Below are 26,563 nucleotides of genomic sequence, written 5' to 3'. Positions count from 1 at the left end.
TGGAACACCTTATAATGGGACTACTGTAGATGGTCAAAATAACATTTCAGCGTATACCAGTTGTGCGCCACAACCTGAAAATGGAAAAGAAAAGATTCATTCCATTACGATTACACAACAATCAAATTTAACAGCTGCCTTAACGAATTTGAATGGAGTAGATTTAGACATTCATATTTTAAGTAGTTGTACAACAGGAGGATGTTTAGCTCGTCATGACCATACAGCAACGGCAACAAATTTAGCCCCAGGAACTTATTTAATCGCAGTTGATGGTTACGGAAATACAGGGACAGAAGAGGGAAGTTATACCTTAACGGTAACTTGTACTCCAACAGGTGGGGGCTGTACTCCAGAATCTAATAGTATTAACCAAACGATTTGTCAGGGAGATTCATATATGTTTGGAGGGCAACAATTATCAACGGCTGGTATCTATACCAATACTTTTACTAATACAGGAGGCTGTGATAGTGTAGTGACCTTAAATTTAATTGTCAATTCGACTTCTAATAGTTCAATAACGCAAACAATATGTCAGGGAGATGTATACATTTTTGGAAGTCAAGCTTTAAGCCAAGCGGGGAACTATACAGAGGTGTATACCAATAGTAATGGCTGCGACAGTATGGTAACGTTGTCATTACAAGTTGAACAATCAACTACGGCAACTATTTCGGATACAACATGTCAGAGTTCGTATAGTTTTGGAACTCAAAACCTAACCCAAACAGGTACTTATACTGAGACGTTCCAATCTGTAGCAGGTTGTGATAGTATCGTTACGTTATCCTTAACAATGTTTACACCTACAAGTGCAGCAATATTCGATACGATTTGTTCAGGAGATTCTGTACAGTTGGGAGGACAATATTATGTTTCAGGTGGTACCTATTCGGAAGTTTTTACAGCCAATAATGGTTGTGATAGTGTGGTGACTTTAAACTTAACTGTTCAAGCAATTCCAATGATTACAATTAATATGGTCAATGGAGATTTGGTTTCGTCGATTGGTAATGGGTATCAATGGTATTTAGATGGTAACATAATTAATGGAGCAACCAATCAGCAATACACACCAACCAGTAATGGGGTATATTCAGTTTTAACAACTGGATTTAATGGATGTGTTGGAGAACAAGTTTATAATCTACAAAATGTTAGCATAGAAGATTTAGGAGAAAAGAAAGTAGTAATTGTTTATCCTAACCCTAATGCAGGAGTGTTTAATGTGCAGTCAACTGAAGCTTTTGAATTTAGTATCTCTAATGCTTTAGGAGAAATAATTTATCAATCCACTAGTAAAATTCAAAATCATCAGTTAAATTTAGACCTTGCAAAAGGTATTTATTATATAAATATCAAAGAAACAAATAAGAGCATTCAGCTATTAATTGAGTAGATATTGAAGAAAGTTGGTCTATACACATTAATTGTAAGCATTCTAATACAATTTATTGGTATAGATAAAACTGTACCAAAAGTAGAGGGACACTTAGATTTTATAGAAATAGAATTGCCTCCTAAAGATGTAGAAGCTTTCATCAAAACGGCTTGTTATGATTGCCATTCTTATGAAACAAAATACCCTTCTTATAGTGCTATAGCACCTATATCTTGGTCAATAGGCAGTCATGTTAGCAATGGAAGGGAACACCTCAATTTTTCTATATGGGGGAATTACGAGGAAGCAGTCCAAAAAGATTTATTGTATAAATGTTATCAACAAATAGGAGCTCGTCAAATGCCTTTGGCGAGCTATTTGTTGTTTCATGAAGAAGCAAGAGTAGCGCATTCGAAGTTGGAAGGCTTCTATAATTGGTTTAAAACAAAATCGGAAAATATAAAACTATGAAAACAATTTTATTCTCAACATTAATCATTTTATCTTTATTTTCATGTAAGACAAAGAAAGGAACAACTCAAACTACTAAGCTAGAAGATTCATCTTGGGTTGTAACGCATTTGGGAGAAAAAGAGTCATCAGTTAAACAGACGCTTGTTATTGAGGGAGATGGAGTAAAAGGAAAAGGAGCTTGTAATGGATTTGGAGGGCAATTAAAATTGGGAGAAAATCAAGTGATAACAATTTCAGCAATCGTGGCAACAAAAATGGGATGTGATCAGTTGAGTGAAGAAGTAAAATACTTTAATAAACTACAAGAAGCTAAAACATACAGTATAAATAAAGGGGAATTAGTTTTATACAACTCAGATAAAAAGTCGTTGGTCAAATTTAAGAAAATGCAATAATAAATTTGACTAATTTTATCGAAGACTAAAAGATTGATTATATGAAAAAAATTATACTTGGATTAGGGATGTTAGCTGCTACAGCTAGTTTTTCTCAAATTAGTGAAGGAGGACTTCCAACAACATTTGAAAAAGTAGTAGTTGGAGAAAAGAGAGCAGTAAAAATAGATTATCAAGTCGTTGAATTAGCGAAACCTAATTTGGCTCAAGTAATGGTCGATGATGCAGAGGATAGTGAAAAGGGGAAGCCCTATAGAGTATCAATATTGCAACCTGTATCATTAGATATACTTAATTCTGGAACATGGAAAACCTTAGCTAATGGGGATAAAATTTGGCGTTTAGGAATTAAAATTCCAGATGCTCAAGCTTTAAGTTTATATTTTTCTGAAGCTGTAGCGATCCCTAAAGGGGGAAAATTACATGCCTATAATGCTAATCATTCTCAATTTGTAGGAGCATACTCAGCTAATACTCCAACCTTTTATGCGATGGAAATGATTGAGGGAGAGTTGATAACTTTGGAGTATTATTTGCCTTATGGAAGTACAGAATTGCCTAATATTAAAATAGGAAATGTAGCATATTATTACCGAGGTGTAGAAGATCGAGTAGCAGCTTTTAGAGAGGGGCAAGCAGTATATAAACAGCATCAATCTTGTGAAGTGGACGTAGCTTGTTCTGAAATTGCAGGATGGGAAAGCCAAAGAGATGCTGTTGTGCATTATAGTTTTGTTTCTGGTGGAAATGGGTATGTTTGTTCAGGTGCTGTCATTAATAATACCGCCAATGATTGTACACCATATATTTTGACAGCTAATCATTGTGGCGAACCAACTTCAAATTCAAATATTAATAATCATACTTGGTATTTTAATTACCAAAGACCTACATGTGTTCCTGGAAATACGGCTCAGTACACTGGTGCTCGCTCTCAAACTATGTCGGGAGGGATGTTACGTTCTTCCTCTCAATTAGGAAATTATGTAAATACTGGAGCCAATCAAGTTTCAGGAGCTGATTTTGCTTTGATAGAATTAAATAACAATATACCAGCAGCATATAACGCTTATTTTGCGGGGTGGAATCGCGCTAGTTCTTCTCCAACTTCAGGTGTAGGAATTCATCACCCAGCAGGAGATGAAAAGAAAATTTCTACCTATAGTAGTGTAGCGATTTCTTCTACCTATAATAGTGGATGGGCAAATGCGCATTGGAGAGTAACTTGGGTTTCTACCGCTAATGGGCATGGGGTAACAGAAGGAGGTTCTTCTGGCTCACCTTTATTTAATCAAAATGGTTTAATTGTAGGACATTTATCAGGAGGAGCTTCTTTTTGTACTTCTCCAAACTCACCTGATTTATATGGAAAAATGAATAGAGCTTGGGATCAGGAAGGAACGAATGCTAATGAACGTCTAAAACCTTGGTTAGACCCTTCCAATACAGGCGCTACATCATTAGCAGGAGCTTATTCTCCATGTTCTGGAGGAGGAGGTTCTATTGATCATTGTAATGCTACTTCTACTTCTTGTGACGAGTACATCGAGAATGTAACATTAAATACGATTAATAAAACATCAGGGTGTAATAACTATTCTAATTTTACTTCAACTTCAACGACATTGTCAAGAGGACAAACTTATACCCTAAATATAGGAACAGCAATCGTTGGGTCAACTAATCCTGCTTATACTAATGATGAAGTAGCAGCTTGGATAGATTGGAATAATGATGGAGATTTTACGGATAATGGAGAACGAGTTGCTTATGTTTTAATCGCAAATGGAGCAAGTACTTCTTTCACTTTTACAGTTCCTAATTCAGCAGCTTCTGGTAACTTGAAAATGAGAGTAAGAATTAGTTATTCGCCAGATGATGGACCAATCTCACCATGTGGAACCTCTGCTTATGGAGAAGTTGAAGATTATACTGTTGTGATTCCAGGAACCAATGCTATAGATGAGCTTCATTTTGATTTAGTAAAAATATATCCTAATCCAACACAAGAAAACTTTACGATAGATTTACAAGGCTTAGAAGATCAAATTACTTCCATTGTTGTTACAGATTTGAGAGGTAGAAAACTTGTTAATCTGTCGTCAGTTACAGCTAATCCAGTTATAGATTTGTTAAGAGAACCTTCAGGAATTTATATTGTTCAATTAAAAACTAATTTTGGAACATATAGCCAAAAAGTTGTAAAGTTTTAAATGAAAAAAAGATGTTCTTGGTCTGAAAAGACCGAAAGTGAAATCCACTATCATGATCAAGAATGGGGAGTGCCTGTTCATGATGATAGGTTATTATTCGAGCTGTTAACATTAGAGGGAGCACAAGCTGGATTGAGTTGGGCAACGGTGTTGAATAAAAGGACAGCCTATAAAGAAGCGTTTGATGATTTTGATTGGGAAATTGTAGCGAAATATGGAGAACGAAAAATTGATGAATTGTTAAGCAACAAAGGAATTGTTAGAAATAAATTGAAAGTAAACTCCGTAGTTTCCAATGCAAAAGCCTTTATAAAAGTAAGGGAAGAATTTGGTTCTTTTGATAAATATATCTGGTCATTTACTAACTATAAAGTGATTCAAAATCAGTGGAAAACTGCTCAAGAAGTTCCTGCAAGAACCTCTTTGTCTGATAGTATTAGCAAAGATTTAAAAAAAAGAGGGTTTAAGTTTATAGGAACGACAATTTGTTATGCTTTTTTACAAGGAATAGGAGTCGTAAACGATCATACAACCGATTGTTTTAGATATAACGAATTAAAATAATTACCTTAGATTTTAGCTAAAATATTATAGAAGATAACCATGGCAACAGAAAAAAAAATAGAAGAATTTAGAAAGCATATTGTAGAAGGAAATACTTTTAAAAAAGACTCCATAGTTTTAGGTGGAGCAATGTTAGATGGTGAACCTGTAGCGGATGCAAAAGTAAAAATACCGTTAAAAACGTTAAACCGCCATGGTTTAATTGCTGGTGCTACAGGAACAGGAAAGACAAAGACATTGCAAGTGATGGCAGAACAGCTTTCTTTAAATGGAGTGCCATCTGTTTTAATGGATATTAAAGGTGATTTAAGTGGATTAGCTCAACCAGGAGAAAGTAATGATCATATTGTATGGAGGCATGGTGCCATTGGAGAAGCATATCAACCACAAGCATTACCTATTGAACTTTTAAGTATTTCAAATGAGCCGGGGACTAGAATGCGTGCCACAGTTTCTGAATTTGGTCCAGTACTACTTTCAAAAATTTTAGGTTTGAATGATACACAAAGTGGGATTGTAACCATCATGTTTAAGTATTGTGATGATCATCAATTACCATTGTTGGATTTAAAAGATTTAAGAAAAACCTTGCAATACCTCAATGGTGAAGGGAAAAAAGAAATAGAGGAAGAGTATGGGAAAATTTCATCGGTTTCTATTTCTACAATTATGAGAAAAGTCGTTGAATTAGAACAACAAGGAGCTGAATTGTTTTTTGGAGAGCGTTCTTTTGAGGTCAATGATTTCTTATTAACAGATAAAGAAGGAAATGGGAAAATTTCGATCATACGTTTAACCGATATTCAAAATAAACCCAAGTTATTTTCAACTTTTATGTTGAGTTTGTTGGCAGAAGTCTATCAGACTTTTCCAGAAGCTGGTGATAATGATAAACCTAAATTATGTCTTTTTATTGATGAAGCTCATTTAGTTTTTGAAGAGGCAAGTGATGAGTTATTGGATCAAATTGAAGTGATTATTAAGTTGATTCGATCAAAGGGAGTGGGAATCTTTTTCTGTACACAAACTCCAACAGATATCCCTAATGATGTTTTAGGGCAGTTAGGATTAAAGATTCAACACGCTTTAAGGGCCTTTACAGCAAAAGATAGGAAAGCAATTAAACAAACTGCAGAGAATTATCCTTTAACTGATTATTATGAAACAGATGAAATCATAACACAATTAGGAATAGGAGAAGCTTTAGTTACAGCATTAAACGAAAAAGGGATACCAACTCCATTAGCAGCTACTTTATTGAGAGCTCCAATTACAAGAATGGGAGTATTAACAGATCAAGAAATCAAAGAAGTGATCAAAAACTCTGAACTGGGAGATAAGTATAATCAAGCGGTAGATAGAGAAAGTGCTTACGAGGTTCTGGATAGAAAAATAAAGAGAGCCCAAGAAGAAGAACATCAAGCTAAGCTAAGAAAAGAGCAGGAAAAATTAGAAAAAGAACGTCGAAAAATTAGAGAGCGAGAAAGTAGAAGAAGAACAACAACGACTACTAGGAGAAGGGGACGTCCTAGAAAATCAGCGACTGATAAATTAATCGATAAAGCTGGAACAACATTAGTCAGAGAGTTAACAAGAGGTTTATTGGGGATTCTAGGTTTAAAGTAGTTGAATAATTATGCCAATTAGAATTAGAAAAGACAAGGGAACTTCGAATAGTCGATCATCTCGACCAACATATAATAGAAATAGCGGAAACCGTGGATCTGGTGGAGGTTTAGCGTTAGCATTGGTTCCTATGTTAATTAATTTGTTCAGGAAGAACCCCAAAGTAGGTATCGTACTACTTATTGTTGGAGGAATTCTCTATTTTGTAATGACGAGAAATGGGGAGTCTGGAACGAACTCGGCCATAGCAAATATTGTTCAATCTTTTGCCGGTACTGGTTTGGAGATGGATGAAAAGGTTTATGATCAAGCTGAAGTCTTTGAACCCTTGGCTGATAATGTAAAAAATCCACTGCCAGAAAAAGTTTCACTTTTAGAGTATTGTCCTAAAAGAAAAAATCAAGGAAGTCAAGGATCTTGTGTGGGATGGAGTAGTGCTTATGCTGCGAGAACGATTCAACAAGCTAGAGCAACAGGTGCAGATCCTAATAAAGTGGCATTTAGCCCCTCTTTCTTATACAATCAAATAGCACTGGATGGATGTCAGGGAACCTATTTACAAAGGGCCATGGAAGTAATGAAAAATGGAGGATCACTCCCGTTTTCTAAATTTGCTTACAATGAAAAGTCATGTAGCAAAACACCAACGAGACAAGAGTTAATAGCTGCTTCAGAATATAAAACGAAAGGTTTTAATCGTTTGAGCAAAGGAGGAAATAACTACCATACAGATATGTTGGCAATCAAGCAGAATTTAGCGCAAGGAGCACCTGTTGTGATTGGAATGATGGTAGGAGGAACTTTTATGTCAAAAATGAATGGGAAAACAATGTGGAATCCTACACGTTCAGATTATAATATGAGCGGATTTGGTGGACATGCCATGTGCGTAATAGGTTATGATGATTATAAGACAAAATCAGAAGGCGCTTTTCAAATAATGAACAGCTGGGGGGAAACCTGGGGAAAGAAAGGTGTTTTTTGGATAAAATATTCTGATTTTAAACATTTTAATCGAGAAGCTTATGGATTATATCCAATGGGGAATGCAACAGAAGTAAATACAACTGAATTAGAAGCTGAAATTGGGATTGTTTATAATGAAACAGGCCAATATATCCCTTTTAATTATTCTGATGGGATACTGTTTAAAGGAGCAAATTTGTTAAAAGTGAATAAAGACTTCAAAGTAGAGATCACCAATAGTTTAGCATGTTATACTTATATTTTTGGTGAGGAAACAGATGGAACTAGTTATGTTTTATTTCCATATACAGCTAAACATTCTCCTTATTGTGGAATTACTGGGACACGTTTATTTCCAAAAGATCATTCATTATATGCAGATTCAAAAGGAAATAAAGATCATTTTGCTGTAGTAGTAGCTAAACAACAATTAGATTATCACTTATTAAATAAGGCGATTAATGAGGCAGATGGGAATTCATATCAAGATAAAGTGTACAATACACTCAAAGAAGAGCTGATTACAGATGTTAAGTTTAAAGGAGGAAATACCATCAATTTTAGGGCTAATAGTACAACTCAAAATATGGTTGCTGTTGTTTTAGAGGTCGATAAATAACAATGTGGAATAACTAGCTCTTAACTTTTACTTCTGTTGTTGTTTGATCTTCCTGCATTAACATACTTATTAATCCATTTAGAGTCTTTCATATCAGAAAAAAGACGAAACATATTTTCTCCATAAAACATATCGTCAATGTATATAACTCCGTATTCTTGTAGTATTTGAAGTTGAGGCCAAGATGGTCTAGAATTTTGAGCAGCCCAACCTTTTACCAACATATTAGCACTTGGAGTACACCCTTGTGGACACATAGGATTTCTTCCATATTTTAATGCCCATAAATCAGTTAATCGAAAACAGTTATACCCATCAACATAGAGGTCTCTGATTGAGTCATATTTGTAGAAGCAGTCTGTTAATTCATATTTTTCAAAGTAATTAATGTTTTCAGGGTTTGCTTTAGACGCCTCTATACCAGATATTTGTCGAATAAAGCTTGATTCTGAAATAAATCGCTTATTGATTACTTTACCATCTCTTGTTGCCACAATAGCGAATGAAACTAAATTTGAATTGTAGGTTGGAGCCAAGTTAAAAGCAAAATCATATTGAACTATACTCGCCTTTTTAGACGAGAATCCACTGCATATAAATAGGATTATAAGTGAAATGAATAGGAAATATGTCAACTTTATTTTTTTCATTTAGGGAAGACTTATAGGGCGTAACCATTAGTAATTTACAACAATATGGTTGAAAAATGTGTTGTACTTTGACTAGGTTCTGAATAAAGTTGCTGAATTATTATTTTTTCTTGACGAAAAGAAACAAGATAAGCGCTATTATCAATAAAATAGAAGAAATCACCCAAGATTTAAGGATAAATAGAGACAATAGCATTAGGGGAATCCAAAAAAGAATAGCAAGATGAAAGATTCCTTGGTGTTTTTTATCATTAAAGCCCATTAAAAGCGTAGATTTTATAAGGGGTAATACAATAGTCTAGTTTGATGTCGTGTTGTTCTGATGGGATTTCAGAAGAAAATACATCGAAAAAAGATAAACCGATTTTAAGGCAATCCGAACGACAATCTTTTAAGAAAGAATCATATAACCCTTTGCCATAACCTAATCGGTTTCCATTTTGATCGAAAGCTAACAAAGGAATTAAAACAACATCAATTTCATTAATTTCGATGGGAATAACTTCTTTAGGAATAGGAATGTTATATCGATCTAGTGTAAAAGAAGTTGTTTTATTTACTTCAGAGTGCGTTAAGCTTAACGGGGTAAATTGAGTGATAGAAGTAGCAACTTTTTTAGCATTTAAAAATAAAAATTCATTAATAGGACTCATTTCTATTTCCTTAAGGGATTTTGCACTAAAAAAAGTATGAATAACCCTGTTTTTTAGCTCAAAATCACTAATCAATAGCTTAAAGATTTCTTTTGATAACCTTTTGGTAGTTAGTGGGTTAAGTTGTTTTCTTTGCGCTTTAAAATGAGCTCTGATTGTTTTTTTATCCATTTTATTAACAATTTATTGATCTTATCGTCATGATCAAGTCATATTTACTACGCTCTTTTTGATAAAGATTAAAAAAATAGTATATTCGTGGTTCAAATTTAAACAAAAAAACATGAAAAAACTTTTACTTTCAATCGGATTGGGTGTACTAGGTTTCGTAGCAAATGCTCAAACTGTATTCAATGTCGATTATCCATCATCAATAGGTGGTAATTATGATTTTACATACGCAACTTCAGCAAGTTGGGGTGTTTCAGATATTACTGACCCAGCAAATGCTGTAACAGATACTATTGCTTTTGTAAGTGATGGTACTCCTGGAGATTCTTTAGGTTGTAATACATTAACTAATGGTGCTGATATCAACGGTAAAGTTGCTGTCGTTTATAGAGGAGATTGTGAATTTGGAGCTAAAGCGAAAAATGCACAAGATCAAGGAGCTGTAGCAGTAGTAATCATTAACAATATTCCTGGACCTCCAGTAGGTATGGCAGGTGGTACTTTTGGTACGCAAGTTACTGTTCCTGTTGTTATGGTTTCGGATGAAACAGGAGCTTTATTAGCTAATGAGGCAATGTCTGGAGATGTTGTTGTATTTATTGGTAATAAAATTGGACGTTTTCCAAATGACTTATCAATGTATCAAAAAGATGTAAGAAGACCTGAATTGTATGGTAATGTTTCATCACTTTCGCAAAATGCTTCTGAATTCAATACAGAAATGGGAGCATGGGTATTCAATTATGGGGTACACACTCAACACAGTGTAGAGTTAACTTGTGCTGTTAAATTTGGAGGTAGCACTATTTATAACAACTTTGCGATGACAGATTCAATTGAATCTGGAGATAGTGTTTATATTGGTTTACCTGATTTTAACCAAGCAAGTTATAACAATGGTTACTACACTATTGAGTATTCTGTGGTATCTGATTCATCAGAAAGCTTACCATCGGATAACGAAGTGGTTACTGGATTTGTAATGAATGATTTACAAATTTCTTATGGAATCATTGATTCTACTACATTCGAACCTGTAGGACAGTCTTATTACAGACCTGCTGGTGAAGTGTCGAGTTATAGTATGTGTATGAACTTTAGAAATGCTAATGCAAGTAGGTTAGCAGCTAGAGGAATTACTTTTTCAGCATCTACTTATAATGCAGATGATTCAACAGTAAACCTTGTTGATGAATACATCCAAATTGAAGCATTTAAATGGGAAGATAGTTTTACAGGTATTACTGATGCAACAGTAAACTCTTTAACTCAAATAGCTACAGGAGAGTACGATTATACAACGGATATGCAAAGAGGAAATGTTTATGTTGATTTTCAAGAAGCATTTGCTTTAGAAGATAACCAAAGATATTTATTCTGTGTAAAAACTGAGAGTGAGAATGTATATTTAGGATATTCTACAACACTTGATTACTTTGCTAATCAAGATACATTGGATCAGCCAATAACAGTATTAAATTCTGACGAGAGTTTAAGTTTAAGAGGTTTTGGACCAGATGTGATTCCAGCAATGACTATTGAAACTTTACCAGCTAATGAGGTAAGTGTTGAAGAAGCTGAAGTGGAAGAAACATTAACAGCGTTCCCTAACCCAGCAAAAGAAATGATCTCTATTCCTGTTGGAAATGTTGAAGTTACAGAAGTTGTAATTTATGATGTAACAGGTAAGGTAGTTGTTTCTCAAAATACAAATGTGGTGAATAACTTATTAAGATTAGACGTTACTACTATTCCAAACGGAATGTATGTAGTGGCTTTAAACTATGAAAATAATACAACATCAAAAATTAATGTTGTTGTTAGTAAGTAATTAAAAAGATAACATCATCTTAAAGCCCATTGTTATATAACAATGGGCTTTTTTTGTATTTTTATAAAGAAACTAAATATTTGATTATGAAACCCTCATCTAATTTATTTGATCTTATAAAATCTTTAACAAAGTCGGAAAAAAGGTTTTTTAAATTATCGTCTGCTTTACAAAGTGGGGATAAAAATTATATGCGTTTGTTTGATGAAATAGAAAAACAAGACACTTATGATGAAAAGCACTTAAAAAAAATATTTGAAAAGGAGACTTTTATTAAGCATTTGCCTTCTGAAAAAAGCCATCTATATAAATTGATTTTAAAAAGTTTAAGAGGGTTCCATGCAGATAATTCTATCAGTTCTGTATTAAAGCAAGAAATTAAAAATATAGAAATTTTATATAATAAAGCTTTGTTTAAAGAGTGTCGAAAGTTTTTGAAGCGCGCAAAAGCAAAAGCAAAAGAATACGAAAAGTTTTATTATTGGTTTGAATTGATTAGTTGGGAAAAGCGATTAATAGAGGAAGAGTATGAGCAGGGTATTTTTAGTTTTGATTTAGAACAACTTATTCAAGAGGAATTAGAAGTTATTGAAAAGTTGAGAAATTTGGCAGAATACCAAATGATTTTTTCTCAAATCAATGCTATTTTTAGAACAGGGCTTCACAATCGCCCTAATGAAGAACTCGCAACTGTAGAAGAAATAGCTAATCACCATTTAATTAAAGGAAAAAATACAGCATTATCTAGTAGAGCAGCTACTATTTGTTATTATATACAAGGAATATGTAATGCAACACAAAGAAATTATCCTGTAGCATTGACTAAGTTTTCTAGAACACTTGAAATACTAGATAATAACCCTAAGATTAAAATAGATTTAGCTAAAAGGTATGTCAGTACATTAAAGAACCTAATTTTCTGTAACATTGATGCCTATAACCTCAAAGAAGCCCAAAGATTAATAGATTTGTTAAAGAATTTATCAGGAACCACAGGGTTTAATAGTTTAGATGTTAGGTTGAAAATTTTTACTTTTAGTAGTAATACACAAATCATCGTTTATGATCATTTAGGTGAATTTCAGAAAGCAAAAGAAACAGTATTGTTGATGGAAGAAGGGCTAGAAAAGTTTAAACATCAAATCAACAAAGAACAAAAAGTATTGTTTTACTATAATATAGCTTATGTATATTTTGGGGTAAAAGAATATAAACTAGCTTTAAAGTGGATCAATAAAGTGGTCAATGACAATGAGAGGAAGTTGAGACAAGATATTTATACTTATGGCGAACTATTAAACTTACTCATTCATTTTGAATTGGGGAATTATGATTTAGTGGAATACTTGTCCAAAACATCTAGACGCCAACTGCAAAGAAATAAGCTTAAAAAAGGAATTGAAGTAGCTTTTATCAAATTAGTATTATCACTAATTAAAAAGAATCAATCGGAAAGAAAGAATGCTTTAAATAAATTTTCTATTCGTTTAACAAAAGAGTATAGTACACCCGAAGATAGCGCTATTAAAGAGTATATAGACATTGAGGCTTGGGTGAGGAGTAAAATGGAGAACATTAGCTTTGAAGAAGCAGTAAAAAAGCGCTATTCTGATACCAAAGGAAGAAAGTGATGCTTAAACTTTCGTTCACCAGCGGGGGTCAGAATGGTAAAACTTAAATCTAAATGTAAACCATTTTGAGTATAGGTTAATTCCGTTGGTGCAGGATTAGCAATATTTCCAAAAGTGATTTGCTTAGGGGCAAATTCTTTGAGTTTAAAGCTAACAAAAGAGCTGCCTTCAGGTTCTAAAAGGTAAACAGGGGAATTGTTAGCTATAAAAATCTTAGAGGTTTGAGAATAAACGGTATCCAACTTATTAATTGTTCCACGAAGCCCAATTAGGGTGTCGTTTTTTAAGGTCCAGTTTTCAATAACTTTCTGTCCAAGGAATGAGGTGCTATCGATCCAAATTCCTTGCATCCAACTGAGGTCATATAAGGTGATTTTTTGATCAACGTTTGCATCTTTATTCGTTTGAACTTGATCCAAAGGGTGAGGTTCGCTAGGTGCTGTTGTCGATTGACATGCCCATAGAGAAAGCGATATGAGTACTAATATCCCAAAATGTTTCATAAAATCAGATGTTTATCACAAAAGTAAGTATTATCGAGAATGTTTTATCATTAGTTTTTTAAAAAGTTTATCTTTGTGTAAATCGTTTCAAAGAATAGAAAATGACAAAAATAGAAAGTAAAAAGGTAGTGGTAAATAGTTCACAACAAGAAGTGTTTGAGTTTTTATCAGACATGAATAATTATGAATTGCTTTTACCTAAAAAAAATATATCAGATTGGAAGTCTGATGAGAAAACCTGTTCATTCAAAATTCAAAAGACCTATAAGTTAGTCTTAGAACATGTTGGAGGTACAACGTATAATCAAGTGAATATAAAGAGTGGTGAGGGTTCTCCATTTAAATTTACATTAGATGTTAATTTAGCAGAAGGAGCAGCTACAGAAGCTCAATTAATTTGTAACGCAGATATTAATCCATTTTTAAAAATGATGGTACAAAAGCCATTAAATAATCTGTTTGATTATATGGCTGATAGAATTGCTACGGTTAAAGGAGAAGAGCAAGCATAAGTGTTTGTGCATAGTAATACCGTTAGGGCGTTTAAACAATATTTTTTTGAGCACCTAAAAGCTATTTATGAAGAAGGTGAGGTGAACCAATTGTTTAGCCTTACCTTTTTTTATTATAAAAACTGGGATAAAATCTCATTACGCTTTAATGAACAAGAAAAGCTATCTGAATCGGAGTTGTTGGAGTTAAGAACTATTGTTAAAAGGTTAGCTAATGCTGAACCTATTCAGCACATTTTTGAAACAGCATATTTTTATGGACTTGATTTTAAAGTGAGTAAAGATGTTCTTGTGCCCCGGCAAGAAACCGAGGAGTTGGTCGATTTAATATTAAATCATATTCCCAATGGTCCCATAAGTATATTGGATATTGGTACTGGATCGGGGTGTATCCCCATAGCGATTGCTAAGAATGCACCTGAGGCCAAAGTTCTAGCTTTGGATGTCAGTTCAGAAGCGCTAAGCATAGCTGAAGAAAATGCTAGTATACATCAAGTTGAGTTAAAGCTTTTTCAGGAGGATGTATTAAAGTTGGACTCAATTACTTCGATTATACCAGAAAAAATAAATGTTATTATTAGTAATCCACCTTATATTACTGTAAAAGAAAAAGCATTAATGCATCCAAATGTTTTGGAGTTTGATCCCCATTTGGCTTTGTTTGTGACCAATGAAAAGCCGTTAGTTTTTTATGAGAAAATAGTACAGTTAGCTGAAGAAAAACTAGAAAGTGAGGGACAGTTATATTTTGAAATTAATGAACATTTTGGTGAAGAGACGAAAGCTTTAATAGAACAGTACCAATTTAAAAAAGTCTCGTTAATAAAAGATATCAATGAAAAGGATCGAATGGTAAGTGCCATAAAAAAATAAAGCTCCTTATACCTTAATATAAGAAGCTTTATTTAACCCTAAGGAATATTGTTCCTTAATGCAATTCAGCATAGTTCTTTAATAAAACATTGTACTCTTTTAAATCAGAAGCATTAATTCTATTAGTAGGATCTTTCATAATTGAAAGTAAATACAATAAACTTTCTTTTTGAGCCTCTTCATTTGATTCTATATCAGTATCGTTTCCTAGGTTGCTGTCTTCAAAACCTTCGATAGGCTCATCTGATAGCATTGGAATATTGAAACCTTCATACGCTTCTACATGCTCAAAAGTCAATCTAGTTGCTTTTACCATTCTAGGGTTTTCTAGTTTTAAAGCAATTGCTCTCACTTTTTTTAATTCCTCAACAATCGTATCTTTTTTTATTTTAATTCCAAAAGATTCCACTTCTTTTTGAAGTTTGTTTAATATGCTAACCGATTCTTTGTTTTCCACAGTTTTAGTTTTATTTGGTGTTTATTATCGAATTTTTTTAATGAGCTCAAGGTAATTTATTAACTGGTTTGGAACCATTTAATTAATTTGCCAATCCAAGTTTTAGGAGCATCTTTTTCAGCTAATTGTTTCTCTTTTGGAGAAAGAGTTTCTACTTGTTTTTTCTTCTTTTTCTTTTTAGGTGTTACATTAGCAACCTGAGCAGTATAGTGTTCTTTACGTTTTTGCTTTTCATACTCAGCTCTTTCTTGCTTTCTTTTTTCTTCTGCAATACGATCCTGTTCCTCTTTCTTTTTCTTCTCTGCTAAGATTTGTTCTACCGATTTTTTCTTTTTCATCGGTTTATTAGGACGTTTATAGGTAGATTTCTTACGTTTTACAGGCGCAGGTTTTTCGATAGAAGCTTTTAATTCTTTTTCAAGATCGGCTAATTCTTTTGCTGCATTTTTTGTAGTCTCACCAGTAGATGTTTCTTCAGCTACAACTTTCTTTTGTTGAGGAAGCTCTATTTTACGTAAAACCTTTATTTGTTTTAATTCAGGTTTAGGAGCTTTTATTAGTTCTATTTCCTCAGACTCTTCAGTTTCAACTTTCTCTTCTTCTTGTACTGTTTTTTCAACAGACTCAACAGTTTCAGTTGATTGAGGTGTTGCTTGTTCAACAGGTGTGTTTGTAGCTGTTACCGACACTTCTTCTGGAACAGGAACTACTTCAGGTTGAGGAGTTTCTTCGACAGGTTTAGGAGCTACTTTGAACTCAGCTTCAATTTTTTCAAGAAAGCTATCATCAATCTTTGTATTGGGGTGATTTTCAATAGTAACTTCAAATTCCTTTTCTATAAATGTAACTATCTTGGAAGTAGATAAATCTAGTTTTCTAGAAAGTTGTCCTAATCTCATGTCTTGTTTTTAAAATTAATCTACAAATATACTGATATTCTAGTTAAAACAAAAGTCTAATTTATGAATAGAAAGTTTGTCCTTTCATTACCATTCTTCTTAGTTGTAAGCTACATCTATAACGATCTTCACGATAAGTGTCGTGTAATTCGTCTAATTTATTGACACATTTATCAATTCCAATTTCATCAGCCCATTTTAATAGACCTTTAGGATAATTAACACCTTTAGTCATCGCAGTATCAATATCGTCTCTGTTAGCAATGTTTAAGAATAAAGCATCGGCAGCTTCGTTAATTAGCATGACTAAAACTCTCCAAACAATTTCTTCTCCTAATTCTTGATCTTTTTGGGGAAGCGGAAGTTCAACTCCATCAGCATAATCGTAATATCCTCTTTTGGTTTTTCGACCTAACCATCCAGCTTCTGCGTGTCTTTTCTGCGTAAATGAAGGTTTGTATCTAGGATCATAATAAAACGCTTCAAATACCGATTCAGTTACCGCGTAATTTACGTCATTTCCAATAAAATCCATCAATGTAAAAGGCCCCATTCTAAAACCTCCTAATTCTTTTAAAGCCCAATCTATAGTTGCAAAATCTGCAATACCTTCTTCATAGATTCTTAATGCTTCCCCATAAAATGGGCGAGCAACTCTATTGACAATAAACCCTGGAGTATCTTTTGCGATTACAGTTCTTTTACCCCAAGAATCAATTAAACTTTTTGAAGTTGTTACTATTTGATCAGCTGTTTGTATGGCTGGAATAATTTCAACTAAAGGCATTAAAGGTGCTGGATTAAAGAAATGGATTCCTATCACCCTATGTGGTTTTGAACAAGCGCCAGCAATAGCAGAAACAGAGAGAGAGGACGTGTTTGTTGCCAAAATACAATCAGCTTTACAGAGTTCATCTAATTGCTTAAAAACAGACTTTTTAATGTCTAAATTTTCGATAATAGCTTCAATAACTAAATCACAGTCAGAAAAATCTTGTAATGCTGAAATAGGGTGTATACGAGCTAAAATATCATCAGCTTCTTGACGCGTGAACTTCTCTTTTTCAACTAGGCGATTAAAGATTTTGTTTAAGCTCGCAAAAGCTTTGTCTATTGCTTCTTGATTGGTATCAAAAAGTACTACTTGATGTTTTGATGTTGCTGCTACTTGAGCTATTCCAGCTCCCATAGAACCAGCTCCTAAAACTCCTATTTTCATGTCTTTATTGTTTTTTACAAAAATAATTAAAATGTGTGAATAGATCAGTCAATCAAACCAAGAAGTTCTTTGACTGATAAAAATGGTCCGCGCTTTAAATTGGTAAGCACTATCGCTGTTTTATTGAGTTGTTGGTTGAGAATAAAATAGGTTCTAAAGCCTTTCCACCAACCCGTGTGAAAAATAATGTTTTCTCCATTTGCTTGTTCTAATATACGAAAACCATAACCATAATTTTTTCCATCTTTTTTGGGTTCATTGTGGGGCTGAATAGCGAGTGTAAGCGTTTCCTTTTTTATTAGTTTTCCTTGACTTAAACCACTGTAAAAGAGGTAAAGATCTTCTACACTAGAATACACTCCTTTATCGCCTACCACTCCATTAAGGTAAATATCTATATAGGGATTATAAGCCCCATTATAAGCTTTAACAGGATGTTTTAGTTCATCCTTATTGGCCCTGTTGTATACTACAGTGTTTTTCATGCCTAATGGAGTGAAAATATGTTGTTTTAAATAGTCTTCAAAAGGAATTTTAGCAACTTGTTCTACAATAGAGGCTAACAACATATAGTTGGTATTACAATAGTAGAATTTGGTATCAGGAGCATAATTAATCCCTGGTTGGTATTGGTGCATAATTTCAAGAACATCTTCATTCGTGATGGTTTTATGCTTGTCGGGCCAAATAGAATCAGGAGCATCGCAAAAATGGGTGTACTGACTCAATCCTGAACGATGGGAGAGGAGTTGGTGAATGGTAATACCATTATAAGGAAAGTGGGGGAGATATTGTTGTACAGAATCGGTAAGTTTTAATTTTCCTTTTTCGATTAATTGTAAACAAGCTATTGCAGTAAAAGGCTTAGAAGCAGATGCCAATTGGAAAGTACTAGCAGTTGTTAAAGAATCTTTGGTGTCTAACGATGAAAAACCATAAGCTTTCTTAAGGATAATATGATTTTCTTTCGCAAATAAAATGGTCCCATTAAATGTTTTTGCTTGAAATCTTTTCTGAAAAAAAGTATCTATTTGAAAAGCCAATGGAGCATATAAACTGTCGTAATAAGCTGTACTGTCTATTGTTGGTTTTTGCACTATTTCTCTATCAGCACGTGGGCCTGGCTCTTGAGTAGGTTCGGCACATGAAAAGAAGAACAACAGTATACCTATTGATAAAAAAAAATGATTTTGCATGCGTATTACCCTCCAAAAACAAAGTATAATTGAGCAAATCCAGCAGCCATACCTAATACAGCACCAATTAAGATTAACTTTAATTCATCTTCTTGAAATACAGGTCTTAAGAAACCAACAAATTCAGGCGGACTCAAGGCTTGCATTTTAGTTCTAAATACTGTTTCTAAATCCATCACTTCATCAGCGTAACTAAAAACAGGCTTCACAGAAGATGGCATTTCTCGGATAACTTTATCCAAAACAACGTTCTTCATTTTGTCGTAATTACGTTTTCCTGCAACTAAGTTGACAACAGGTTTTGAGATTCCAACTCCCTCATCAATTCCTCTTTCAGCATGTTTTAATACGAGGTTAACAAATCGATCTTTAGTAGAACCATTAATAATAGCCGCAAAAATACGGTCAAATGTGAAGATCTCTTCAGTTAGCATTTTAGCATATTCCTCTGCGACTTCATTTTGACGTTTGATAAATAATCCCTGGAATTTCATTCCCAAGACTGATTTTTCTTCAACTGGCTCAAAGATTAATTTTAAGGCAAGCCAATTAGTCGCGTATCCTACAATTAATCCCGCTAAAGGTAAAATCCACCATTCAGGGAAGTAATACCAAACCCCCATTTGAGCAATACCAAATAAGAAACCAAAGTAAAAACCAGAACGTTCAATAAACTTAAATTCTTCTTTTCCACAATTTAAGAACATCTCAACCATCAATTGCTTATCTGATGTTAGACGTTGAACAACCATTTCTTCAATATTAAATACTTCTTCAATATTGTCTTTTACATCTGTCATAATTTCAGAAACGACATCCGGCATATCTCTAGAAATACGAGCATAGGTCATTCGTTTTACAGACTCAGGAATTCTTCTCCAGATATCGGGAGATTGTTTTTCCATCACTTCGTCCATAATTTCTTTAGAAATTCGATCAAATTGAGGTCTCATTTCCTCAGCGACTTGAGCGGGTTCTAATTGAGCAAATAGTTCACGAACATTGACTAATTTTGTGGTCCATAAATTCACTGAAATTTTAGCCATTTTTTCCGCTTTAGAAGGAATAATTCCTTGCCATCCTAGAAAGGGTTTTATCCCCCAGAATTCAAGCGGATAAAAAGTCATCTTTAAGGCTAATACATTTGTTCCCCAACCAACAATTCCACTCACCAATGGGATCGATAAAAATTGGAGATATACTCCATAAGCGTCTAAAAATTCTGTCATATTCAATGGCTATTTCGGCTAAAAATAGAGAAAAGTTTATTCAATTCGATATTTTTTAGTGCATAATTTTCATATTATTTATTTATTAACTGTATATTTAGTTGCTGTAAATAATTAAACCTATGAATTTATTCCATTTTTCGACAACTAAAGTGTTAGGGTTATGTTGTGGACTTATTTTACTTTTTTCATCATGTTATAAGGTCACTCATAATGCCATTTTAAAAGGTGAGTTTCATCTAAACTCATTTGAAATCAATGGAGGATCAACCAACTTTATGGGAGGAGTGTTACCTAATTATGTCGATGAAAATGATGAGACCAATATCATAGGAGATTATGTTATTTATATGTTAGATAACGGGTTGATGCGTGGTGAATACTATTCAGATGGAGAGCTCGTGTATTATAGAACTGGTGAATGGGATATGCCTACCAAAGATAGTATCTATATGAAAATAGATGTTTTTGTTGATGGTACTTTTTATATTGAGCAAATCAGTACAAAAGAAATGCTAATGAGTACTGATAAAAATAATATTTCTTTTTTCAATATTGGAGAGGTCGCAAGTACACTAAGAATTTCTAATGGAGAAAAAATGGATCCTGATTCGACGAAGCCTTAAATGCTTTTCTTTAACTTTTGAATAAAATTTACACAAGCTTCTAAAGTCTCAGCTAAAGCTTCTTTATGAGGGGAATGTCCTGCTGTTTTTAAAATTAACCGCTCTCCTTTACCTGATACCTGATTGATAATTTGGTCAACTTGTTTTAAGGTTCCAAATTCATCTTTTTCACCTTGAATAATTAAAGATGGACAAGTAATGTTTTTTAGTATATGTTCTATATTCCAATTGCGGTAACTGGGCCTAAGCCATGTTTCAGTCCATGCTTCAAAAAGATACGGGGTACGTTCGGTATGATATTTATATAGTTTGTCTTTTAAGTTAGTCGTTCGGTAAGCTTCTTTGGCTTCAAGTATTCCATTTAGCGTGATGTCTTCAACAAAAATATGAGCTCCTTCAGTAATAATTGCTTTGATTGTATTAGCGTATTTTGCTCCAGTTATTAGCGCAATTGTTCCACCGTCACTATGGCCAAACAATATCGGGTTAGGAATAGATAAGGCTTCGATAAGTTCATTTAAGATATCAGCCTCAATATCTAAATAATTATCAGGACGATCTGGAAGTTGGGTATTTAAACTGGATTTTCCATATCCCCATCGGTCGTATACCAAGTAATTACAATTTGTTACTTGAGCTAGTTTTTTCGGGAAATCTCTCCAAAGCTCAATACACCCAAGTGAGTCATGTAGAAAAATGAGTGTCGGTGAGGCCTCATTAAAATTACTTTTTTCGATTTCCAATTCACCTAAACCATTTCGAAGTTGATAACGCATACCTGCAAAAATAATTATTCAAACTTAACTAAGTAAGCATCTTTGAAAGCAGATTCTCGAATTTCTTTTAATAACTTCTTCGCTTCTCGTTTATCACTAAAAGATCCTACATAATATTTATAATTAAAAGGAGATGTTGAATTGGTGATTTTAACTTCTTCAATAGTTTTTCCTATAGCCTTAAAATCAGGGTTTTCTAAAGAAACAGGTCCAGTAGAAGCCATAATCTGAATTTTCCATACAGGTCCCTCTTTTTTGGCTGGTGTTGATTCTCCAGGTTTACGCATCGAAATGTTGTGTTTTTTACCAACATAATCTCGAAAACCTCTAAAAATAGCAGAAGCAATTAAATCTTGGCCACGATCAGAATTAAGGTAAGCTTCTTCAGCTTTGTTGGTCATAAAACCAGTCTCGACCAGGATCGCAGGCATTTTACTGTCTTTAAGTACCAATAAATTATAAGTACGATCTGTCTTTAATTTGAGTCCACGACTATTTCTTCCTGCACGGGTGCTGAATTGTTTTTCTATTTCAAGTCCTAGTTCTCGACTTGTTTTACTTTTAATATTGTGGATATGTGTTTCTGTACCATATACATCAGGTTTTACAGATGAATTACAATGTACAGAAATAAAGTAAGCTGCTTTTAATCGGTTAGCCATAGCAGCTCGTTCTTCTAAAGGAATAAAAACATCAGTTGTTCTTGTATAGACCACCTCAATTTTATGTCCCAAAAATTGATCAATGTAATGACCTAGTTTTTTAGCAATGAGTAGATTGATTTCTTTTTCAACTTTCATCCCTTTAGTTTTGTTTAAGTTTCCAGGGTCCTTTCCTCCATGTCCAGCATCAATTACAACAATCATTCGTCCCGAATCTTGAGCTATAGCTGAAAATGTAAAAATTGAAATGATAATAAAAAGAAAAAATTTCATAGTTAATTATTGAATAACGCGGGTTATAAATTGAACTTTTTTACTCCAATACACATTGGTGGTTATCTCCGTAATCATGATCCCTTTGCTGGTTGATGCATGAATCATGTAGAGTTGGCTTCCCTCAACTTTGCTGACAATTCCAACGTGACTAATGTTGGATTTACTTGAGCCAAAGAAAACTAAATCTCCGATGCGAGCATCTTTTTGTTTTACTTTTTTATGACTTACCGCTTGCGCTTTTGATGTTCTTGGAATTTGAATTCCATTTTTAGCCATGACATATTGTGTGAAGCCAGAGCAATCAAACCCTTTAGGTGTAATTCCTCCATATTTGTAGGGAGTTCCTAGATGTTTGTTCGCTTCTTTTAATATCGCTTTTTGTTGTTTTTTTATGCTGTTTGCTGCGTTATCGGTTGTTATCTGTTCTGTTTCATCAGGTTGGTTGGTTGGAGTAGGAGTGGACACATTAGGTTGAGTAGCGGTTAGTTCATCATAACTGACCTGATGTTGAAATAATTCAGTATAAGCTTGGAACGCTGCTTTTGCTTCCGCTGATTTCCCCTGTTTTTCTAATTTCCTAATTTTATTGACCCAACCAATTTGTAGATCATAGATATAGATGTTATAAGTTAAGCGATACTCGCCAATGGTGTCCCAAGCAGCAAAAATGCGATAAGCTTCTATAGCTTGTTTTTCTGAATATTTGCTTTTGGTTTGTGCAAGTTGATAGGAAGCAAGCGCTTCGAACAGTTTGATTGGTGCACTATTTTGATACTTAGCATCTTTCTGAAGCTTGTTGGTTTTACGATACACTTTACTGTAATTCCCCTGATCATAAAGCATTTCTATCTTATCAATAGTTCGATCTTGCCCCCAAATAATATTGGAGCAAATAAGACTAAGTAGTATTACTAAAGCGTATGTAAATGTATGTTTCATTGGCCAGTTACAAAAAAAATGAATAAATCAATAGCTATGACTGGAATGAAAATAGTATGCCAACAACAAAATGTTAACTGTTAAAAAATGAAAAAGGGGTTAAGATATCGTTAATATGATTGTTGGCATTTGGTTTAATTGTTATTTTTGAAAGAAATATTGCTTAAAATGGAAAGATTATCTAAACCAATCGGAATTGTCTATTTAATTATCGCTGTTGGAATGTTGTTAAATGGAGTATATAATGCTTCAGAGAATATTCCAGATCAGTTTAACTTATATTGGATGGCAACAGGTGGAGCTTTTTTGATTGGGATTTTAAGTCTGTTCATCGCTAAAGGACTGGTTGCATCAACTTATATTTCTAGAATTTTAGTAGGAGCATTGTTTATTGTATCAGGTTTAATCAAAGCAAATGATACGTTAGGCTTTTCGTTTAAATTAGAAGAATATTTTGCTGAGCCAGCTTTAAATTGGCCTTTTTGGGAGCCTTATTCCTTACCATTATCAATCGTTATAGCAGCTTCCGAAGTTGTATTAGGTTTTGCAGTTTTATTTGGTGCATTAATTCGTTTGTCTTCTTGGGCATTGCTCGGAATGATTTTATTTTTTGCTTGGTTGACATTCTTTACAGCAGACTGTAATGATACACAATATAATTATGGAGAGTACCGTACCTTATATCAATCTGGAGATGCTTATTTAAAAGATGGAGACTATGAAATTGCATTAGAAAAATATCAAGAAGCTAAAGCGTTTTATACTGAAGATGCGATCGATTATAGAATTAGCCAAGTTCCAACATTGAAACAAAAAGCAATCAAAGTGCAAGAAGATTCAGTATTGTTTTATATGGATGGAAACAATCGTATTAACTTTATCGCTTCAGCTCCTTTTGAAAAGGATTGTGTGACCGATTGTGGTTGTTTTGGTGATGCTTTAAAAGGATCTGTTGGACGTTCACTTACCCCTTGGGAATCGTTTTTTAAAGATATTACTTTGTTGATTTTTGTAATGCCAATATTTTTGATGCAAGGAAGCATTCGTTTTAATTCAATTCGAGATGATAAGATTATTTTACCAGCTGCATTAGTCTTTACAATCGTAGTTGGGGGATGGTTGTTTGGATGGTGGTTTCCAACGATTTTTACAGGACTATTATTTGGTATATATTTGGTGATTAAGCGATTTTTAATCAAAGAAATTCAAGTAATGGTAGCTGCATTTATTGTTATTTTAGCTTCATTTGGCTTTGCTTTATATACCATTAATTATTTACCTATTAAAGATTACAGAGCTTATGCTGTTGGTAACAACATCAAGGAAAAGATGAATGATGGTATTGATGGAGTATATAACGATATGATGGTTTATGAACATAAAGAAACCAAAGCGTTATTAGAAATCGATCAAAATGAATACATGAAACGATGGAAAGAAATAGAGGCAGAATATACCTTTAAAGATAGGACTAAACGTGTGGTAAAAGAAGGCGTTCCAAATTCTATTTCAGACTTTAAACCATTCAAATATTATGAATTTCTTTCTGAAAAAGAAAAGAATAATAGTGGTATTCAAGCTGCTGTAGCCAAAGTTTATGATCAATACTATCATAAGGTACATGTTTTGGAAAATGTACAATATAATTATACAGATTCAGTGTTAGAGATTGATTATGATTCAACACTATATCCACTATCAGATACAACTTGGGTATACAAAGGCTTAGTAGAAGCACGCTTTGATGCATCCAAACAAATGGAGGTTGATTTTACACAATATTTGTTGAGTTTAGATCAAGTTTTATTTATTGTTTCTTATGATTTAGAGCATACCAATAGAGCTGCCTGGAAAGAGTTAGCGACTATAGCTCAGAAAGCCGAAGAGAAAGGGATCGCTGTTTATGCGATTACTAATGGTTTACCAGCTGAAACCGATGTGTTGAATCAAGAAATTGGAGCAGCGATCGACTTCTTAACAATGGATGCAACAGAATTAAAAATATTAGTTCGTTCTAATCCAGGTGTCTTATATTTAGAAAAAGGAACCGTACTTCAAAAGTATGATTTTAACCGTTTAGGTAATATCACGTTCTAATCGTTAAGCTGAAATATTGACTTTTTTATTAAAAAGAAATTTCTTTCTCGTTCTATTTATGCCTAGTTTTTAGTGCTAAAGTACCAGTGTTTTTATTGGGAATTTCACCTAAATACCATTTTTGTGGTATTGTAGGGGTGTGAGTTTTGTCATAGTTTTGTCGTTATATTTAATTAATCTAAATAAGAATAAAAGACAAGAGTAATGAAAAACTTAATAATAATGGCAGTCTTAGGACTTTTTGCAGTTGGCTGCGGTACGAAAGAAACGGATAAAACAACCGAACAAGGGGAACCCAAAATAGGAGTGTTGATCGTTAATCATGGTTCTGTTGCTGAATCATGGAGAAAGATGTTGCTTGAAGTGGAGGAACATGTTGAGGATGAGTTATTGGCTCACAAAAAAATTACAGATGTAAGAACAGCGTTTATGGAATATACGGAGCCGTCTATTGCATCACGTATGAAAGAGTTTGATGAAGAAGGGTATGATGAGGTTGTTATTGTACCAGTTTTTTTGACGGTAAGTTCACATTATTCACACGATATACCAGTTATTGTTGGATTAAGTTCTGATGCAAAAATTAAAGCAGAGTTGGCAAAAGAAAAAATAGATGTATATAGAGCAAAAGCTAAAGTTTCGATCACGCCACCATTAGATTATACCTCAATATTAAAGAAAAATATCGCTAGAAGAGTAAATGCTTTAAGTAAAAACCCACAAAATGAGGGCGTGCTATTAGTCGCTTATGGTGATGAGCAATATAATCAACAATGGGAAGAAATGGTTGATGCAATAGGTAAATACTTAAAAGTAAAGACCAAACATGAAGATATTGCTTATTCTTGGTGTGGACATTTGGTACGTTATTCAACAGCGCCTACTAAAGATGGTATTACACAGTTATTGGAGTATAATGATAATGTAATTGTAATCCCTGTGTTAATTGCTAATGATCCTTATTTCCAAAATGACATTATTCAAAAAGCTGTGGATGAAGTAAAAACAGGAGAGAATGTTTTGTATGTACAAGATGCGATATTACCAGATGCAAATGTTGATAATTGGGTAAAAGAAATAGCGATTGAAACCGTAGAGAGCTTATAATATCGATAGCTTTAA

The 26,563-nt window shown here is 33.6% G+C and carries 24 protein-coding genes and 1 pseudogene; 14 read left to right on the top strand and 11 right to left on the bottom strand.

What is annotated here, in order from left to right:
* The 7 genes from N4A35_00440 to N4A35_00410 form a co-directional block, all read left to right on the top strand.
* On the top strand, window positions 1-1,402 hold a 1,402-nt coding region (locus N4A35_00440; protein MCT4579856.1), incomplete at its 5' end, for a T9SS type A sorting domain-containing protein.
* A gap of 3 nt (window positions 1,403-1,405) precedes the next feature.
* Entirely contained in the window at window positions 1,406-1,855 is a 450-nt protein-coding gene (locus N4A35_00435; GenBank protein MCT4579855.1) for a heme-binding domain-containing protein, read from the top strand.
* A complete protein-coding gene (locus N4A35_00430) occupies window positions 1,852-2,253 on the top strand; it encodes an META domain-containing protein (protein ID MCT4579854.1) in 402 nt (133 codons plus the stop codon). Before N4A35_00435 ends, N4A35_00430 begins: the two co-directional genes overlap by 4 nt.
* 41 nt (window positions 2,254-2,294) lie before the next feature.
* Window positions 2,295-4,466 (top strand): GEVED domain-containing protein, encoded by a 2,172-nt coding sequence (locus N4A35_00425; GenBank protein MCT4579853.1) that lies wholly within the window; start codon window positions 2,295-2,297, stop codon window positions 4,464-4,466.
* A complete protein-coding gene (locus N4A35_00420) occupies window positions 4,467-5,030 on the top strand; it encodes a DNA-3-methyladenine glycosylase I (GenBank protein MCT4579852.1) in 564 nt (187 codons plus the stop codon).
* A gap of 39 nt (window positions 5,031-5,069) precedes the next feature.
* On the top strand, window positions 5,070-6,656 hold the full coding sequence (locus N4A35_00415) for a DUF853 domain-containing protein (GenBank protein MCT4579851.1): 1,587 nt from the start codon (window positions 5,070-5,072) through the stop codon (window positions 6,654-6,656).
* Window positions 6,657-6,666: 10 nt separating this feature from the next.
* Window positions 6,667-8,241: a C1 family peptidase gene (locus tag N4A35_00410; GenBank protein ID MCT4579850.1), complete on the top strand. Its 1,575-nt coding sequence runs from the start codon at window positions 6,667-6,669 to the stop codon at window positions 8,239-8,241.
* 20 nt (window positions 8,242-8,261) lie between these two features.
* Here the strand turns inward: N4A35_00410 and N4A35_00405 are convergent, their stop codons facing one another.
* Complete coding sequence (locus tag N4A35_00405; GenBank protein ID MCT4579849.1) at window positions 8,262-8,891, bottom strand: hypothetical protein; 630 nt, start codon at window positions 8,889-8,891, stop codon at window positions 8,262-8,264.
* Between the two features lie 251 nt (window positions 8,892-9,142).
* Complete coding sequence (locus tag N4A35_00400) at window positions 9,143-9,715, bottom strand: 5-formyltetrahydrofolate cyclo-ligase (GenBank protein MCT4579848.1); 573 nt, start codon at window positions 9,713-9,715, stop codon at window positions 9,143-9,145.
* A gap of 112 nt (window positions 9,716-9,827) precedes the next feature.
* Here N4A35_00400 and N4A35_00395 point away from each other — a divergent pair, with 112 nt between their 5' ends.
* Together N4A35_00395 and N4A35_00390 are read left to right on the top strand one after the other, a co-directional pair.
* Entirely contained in the window at window positions 9,828-11,546 is a 1,719-nt protein-coding gene (locus tag N4A35_00395; GenBank protein MCT4579847.1) for a T9SS type A sorting domain-containing protein, read from the top strand.
* Between the two features lie 86 nt (window positions 11,547-11,632).
* A complete protein-coding gene (locus tag N4A35_00390; GenBank protein ID MCT4579846.1) occupies window positions 11,633-13,177 on the top strand; it encodes a hypothetical protein in 1,545 nt (514 codons plus the stop codon).
* On the opposite strand, the gene N4A35_00385 is transcribed toward N4A35_00390, so the two are convergent.
* Window positions 13,150-13,680, bottom strand: coding sequence for a hypothetical protein (locus N4A35_00385; GenBank protein ID MCT4579845.1), 531 nt, complete (start codon window positions 13,678-13,680; stop codon window positions 13,150-13,152). The genes N4A35_00390 and N4A35_00385 overlap by 28 nt on opposite strands.
* A 101-nt stretch (window positions 13,681-13,781) precedes the next feature.
* On the opposite strand from N4A35_00385, the gene N4A35_00380 reads away from it, so the two are divergent.
* Window positions 13,782-14,192 carry a hypothetical protein gene (locus tag N4A35_00380; GenBank protein ID MCT4579844.1) on the top strand — a complete coding sequence of 137 codons (411 nt, stop codon included), beginning with the start codon at window positions 13,782-13,784 and terminating at the stop codon, window positions 14,190-14,192.
* Between the two features lie 6 nt (window positions 14,193-14,198).
* On the top strand, window positions 14,199-15,065 hold the full coding sequence (gene prmC / locus N4A35_00375; protein ID MCT4579843.1) for a peptide chain release factor N(5)-glutamine methyltransferase: 867 nt from the start codon (window positions 14,199-14,201) through the stop codon (window positions 15,063-15,065).
* A gap of 55 nt (window positions 15,066-15,120) precedes the next feature.
* Here prmC and N4A35_00370 read toward each other — a convergent pair whose 3' ends face one another.
* The 5 genes from N4A35_00370 to N4A35_00350 form a co-directional block, all read right to left on the bottom strand.
* Window positions 15,121-15,522, bottom strand: coding sequence for a hypothetical protein (locus tag N4A35_00370; GenBank protein MCT4579842.1), 402 nt, complete (start codon window positions 15,520-15,522; stop codon window positions 15,121-15,123).
* A 59-nt stretch (window positions 15,523-15,581) separates the two neighbouring features.
* Window positions 15,582-16,421, bottom strand: coding sequence for a hypothetical protein (locus N4A35_00365; GenBank protein MCT4579841.1), 840 nt, complete (start codon window positions 16,419-16,421; stop codon window positions 15,582-15,584).
* A gap of 61 nt (window positions 16,422-16,482) precedes the next feature.
* Window positions 16,483-17,640 carry a 3-hydroxyacyl-CoA dehydrogenase NAD-binding domain-containing protein gene (locus N4A35_00360; GenBank protein MCT4579840.1) on the bottom strand — a complete coding sequence of 386 codons (1,158 nt, stop codon included), beginning with the start codon at window positions 17,638-17,640 and terminating at the stop codon, window positions 16,483-16,485.
* A 44-nt stretch (window positions 17,641-17,684) separates the two neighbouring features.
* On the bottom strand, window positions 17,685-18,836 hold the full coding sequence (locus N4A35_00355) for a beta-lactamase family protein (protein MCT4579839.1): 1,152 nt from the start codon (window positions 18,834-18,836) through the stop codon (window positions 17,685-17,687).
* Between the two features lie 5 nt (window positions 18,837-18,841).
* Complete coding sequence (locus tag N4A35_00350; GenBank protein ID MCT4579838.1) at window positions 18,842-20,065, bottom strand: hypothetical protein; 1,224 nt, start codon at window positions 20,063-20,065, stop codon at window positions 18,842-18,844.
* A 122-nt stretch (window positions 20,066-20,187) separates the two neighbouring features.
* Here N4A35_00350 and N4A35_00345 point away from each other — a divergent pair, with 122 nt between their 5' ends.
* A complete protein-coding gene (locus tag N4A35_00345; protein ID MCT4579837.1) occupies window positions 20,188-20,691 on the top strand; it encodes a hypothetical protein in 504 nt (167 codons plus the stop codon).
* On the opposite strand, the gene N4A35_00340 is transcribed toward N4A35_00345, so the two are convergent.
* From N4A35_00340 to N4A35_00330, 3 genes are read right to left on the bottom strand one after another with little or no spacing between them, the layout of a single operon-like run.
* Window positions 20,688-21,467 (bottom strand): alpha/beta hydrolase, encoded by a 780-nt coding sequence (locus N4A35_00340; protein MCT4579836.1) that lies wholly within the window; start codon window positions 21,465-21,467, stop codon window positions 20,688-20,690. The genes N4A35_00345 and N4A35_00340 overlap by 4 nt on opposite strands.
* A 14-nt stretch (window positions 21,468-21,481) precedes the next feature.
* A complete protein-coding gene (locus N4A35_00335) occupies window positions 21,482-22,402 on the bottom strand; it encodes an N-acetylmuramoyl-L-alanine amidase (protein MCT4579835.1) in 921 nt (306 codons plus the stop codon).
* 6 nt (window positions 22,403-22,408) lie between these two features.
* Window positions 22,409-23,344: a C40 family peptidase gene (locus N4A35_00330; protein ID MCT4579834.1), complete on the bottom strand. Its 936-nt coding sequence runs from the start codon at window positions 23,342-23,344 to the stop codon at window positions 22,409-22,411.
* A gap of 285 nt (window positions 23,345-23,629) precedes the next feature.
* On the opposite strand from N4A35_00330, the pseudogene N4A35_00325 reads away from it, so the two are divergent.
* Both N4A35_00325 and N4A35_00320 read left to right on the top strand, forming a co-directional pair.
* A pseudogene (locus N4A35_00325) lies at window positions 23,630-23,956 on the top strand (DoxX family membrane protein).
* A 1,689-nt stretch (window positions 23,957-25,645) separates the two neighbouring features.
* The gene (locus N4A35_00320) at window positions 25,646-26,548 is read left to right on the top strand and encodes a cobalamin biosynthesis protein CbiX (GenBank protein MCT4579833.1); all 903 of its coding nucleotides are present in this window, start codon (window positions 25,646-25,648) and stop codon (window positions 26,546-26,548) included.
* The last annotated feature ends 15 nt before the right edge of the window (window positions 26,549-26,563 follow it).

This window comes from Flavobacteriales bacterium, from assembly GCA_025210295.1.
In the GTDB taxonomy this organism is placed as follows: domain Bacteria; phylum Bacteroidota; class Bacteroidia; order Flavobacteriales_D; family Parvicellaceae; genus S010-51.
Note: the sequence above shows the minus strand (reverse complement) of the source record. Positions and strands in the feature narration are given on the sequence as shown.

Excerpts from the sequence above, each read along its gene's own strand:
- N4A35_00430 (MCT4579854.1), top strand. The coding sequence starts at position 1,852 with ATGAAAACAATTTTATTCTCAACATTAATCATTTTATCTTTATTTTCA.
- N4A35_00425 (MCT4579853.1), top strand. The coding sequence starts at position 2,295 with ATGAAAAAAATTATACTTGGATTAGGGATGTTAGCTGCTACAGCTAGT.
- N4A35_00420 (MCT4579852.1), top strand. The coding sequence starts at position 4,467 with ATGAAAAAAAGATGTTCTTGGTCTGAAAAGACCGAAAGTGAAATCCAC.
- N4A35_00415 (MCT4579851.1), top strand. The coding sequence starts at position 5,070 with ATGGCAACAGAAAAAAAAATAGAAGAATTTAGAAAGCATATTGTAGAA.
- N4A35_00410 (MCT4579850.1), top strand. The coding sequence starts at position 6,667 with ATGCCAATTAGAATTAGAAAAGACAAGGGAACTTCGAATAGTCGATCA.
- N4A35_00405 (MCT4579849.1), bottom strand. The coding sequence starts at position 8,891 with ATGAAAAAAATAAAGTTGACATATTTCCTATTCATTTCACTTATAATC.
- N4A35_00400 (MCT4579848.1), bottom strand. The coding sequence starts at position 9,715 with ATGGATAAAAAAACAATCAGAGCTCATTTTAAAGCGCAAAGAAAACAA.
- N4A35_00395 (MCT4579847.1), top strand. The coding sequence starts at position 9,828 with ATGAAAAAACTTTTACTTTCAATCGGATTGGGTGTACTAGGTTTCGTA.
- N4A35_00390 (MCT4579846.1), top strand. The coding sequence starts at position 11,633 with ATGAAACCCTCATCTAATTTATTTGATCTTATAAAATCTTTAACAAAG.
- N4A35_00385 (MCT4579845.1), bottom strand. The coding sequence starts at position 13,680 with ATGAAACATTTTGGGATATTAGTACTCATATCGCTTTCTCTATGGGCA.
- N4A35_00380 (MCT4579844.1), top strand. The coding sequence starts at position 13,782 with ATGACAAAAATAGAAAGTAAAAAGGTAGTGGTAAATAGTTCACAACAA.
- N4A35_00365 (MCT4579841.1), bottom strand. The coding sequence starts at position 16,421 with ATGAGATTAGGACAACTTTCTAGAAAACTAGATTTATCTACTTCCAAG.
- N4A35_00360 (MCT4579840.1), bottom strand. The coding sequence starts at position 17,640 with ATGAAAATAGGAGTTTTAGGAGCTGGTTCTATGGGAGCTGGAATAGCT.
- N4A35_00355 (MCT4579839.1), bottom strand. The coding sequence starts at position 18,836 with ATGCAAAATCATTTTTTTTTATCAATAGGTATACTGTTGTTCTTCTTT.
- N4A35_00350 (MCT4579838.1), bottom strand. The coding sequence starts at position 20,065 with ATGACAGAATTTTTAGACGCTTATGGAGTATATCTCCAATTTTTATCG.
- N4A35_00345 (MCT4579837.1), top strand. The coding sequence starts at position 20,188 with ATGAATTTATTCCATTTTTCGACAACTAAAGTGTTAGGGTTATGTTGT.
- N4A35_00340 (MCT4579836.1), bottom strand. The coding sequence starts at position 21,467 with ATGCGTTATCAACTTCGAAATGGTTTAGGTGAATTGGAAATCGAAAAA.
- N4A35_00335 (MCT4579835.1), bottom strand. The coding sequence starts at position 22,402 with ATGAAATTTTTTCTTTTTATTATCATTTCAATTTTTACATTTTCAGCT.
- N4A35_00330 (MCT4579834.1), bottom strand. The coding sequence starts at position 23,344 with ATGAAACATACATTTACATACGCTTTAGTAATACTACTTAGTCTTATT.
- N4A35_00320 (MCT4579833.1), top strand. The coding sequence starts at position 25,646 with ATGAAAAACTTAATAATAATGGCAGTCTTAGGACTTTTTGCAGTTGGC.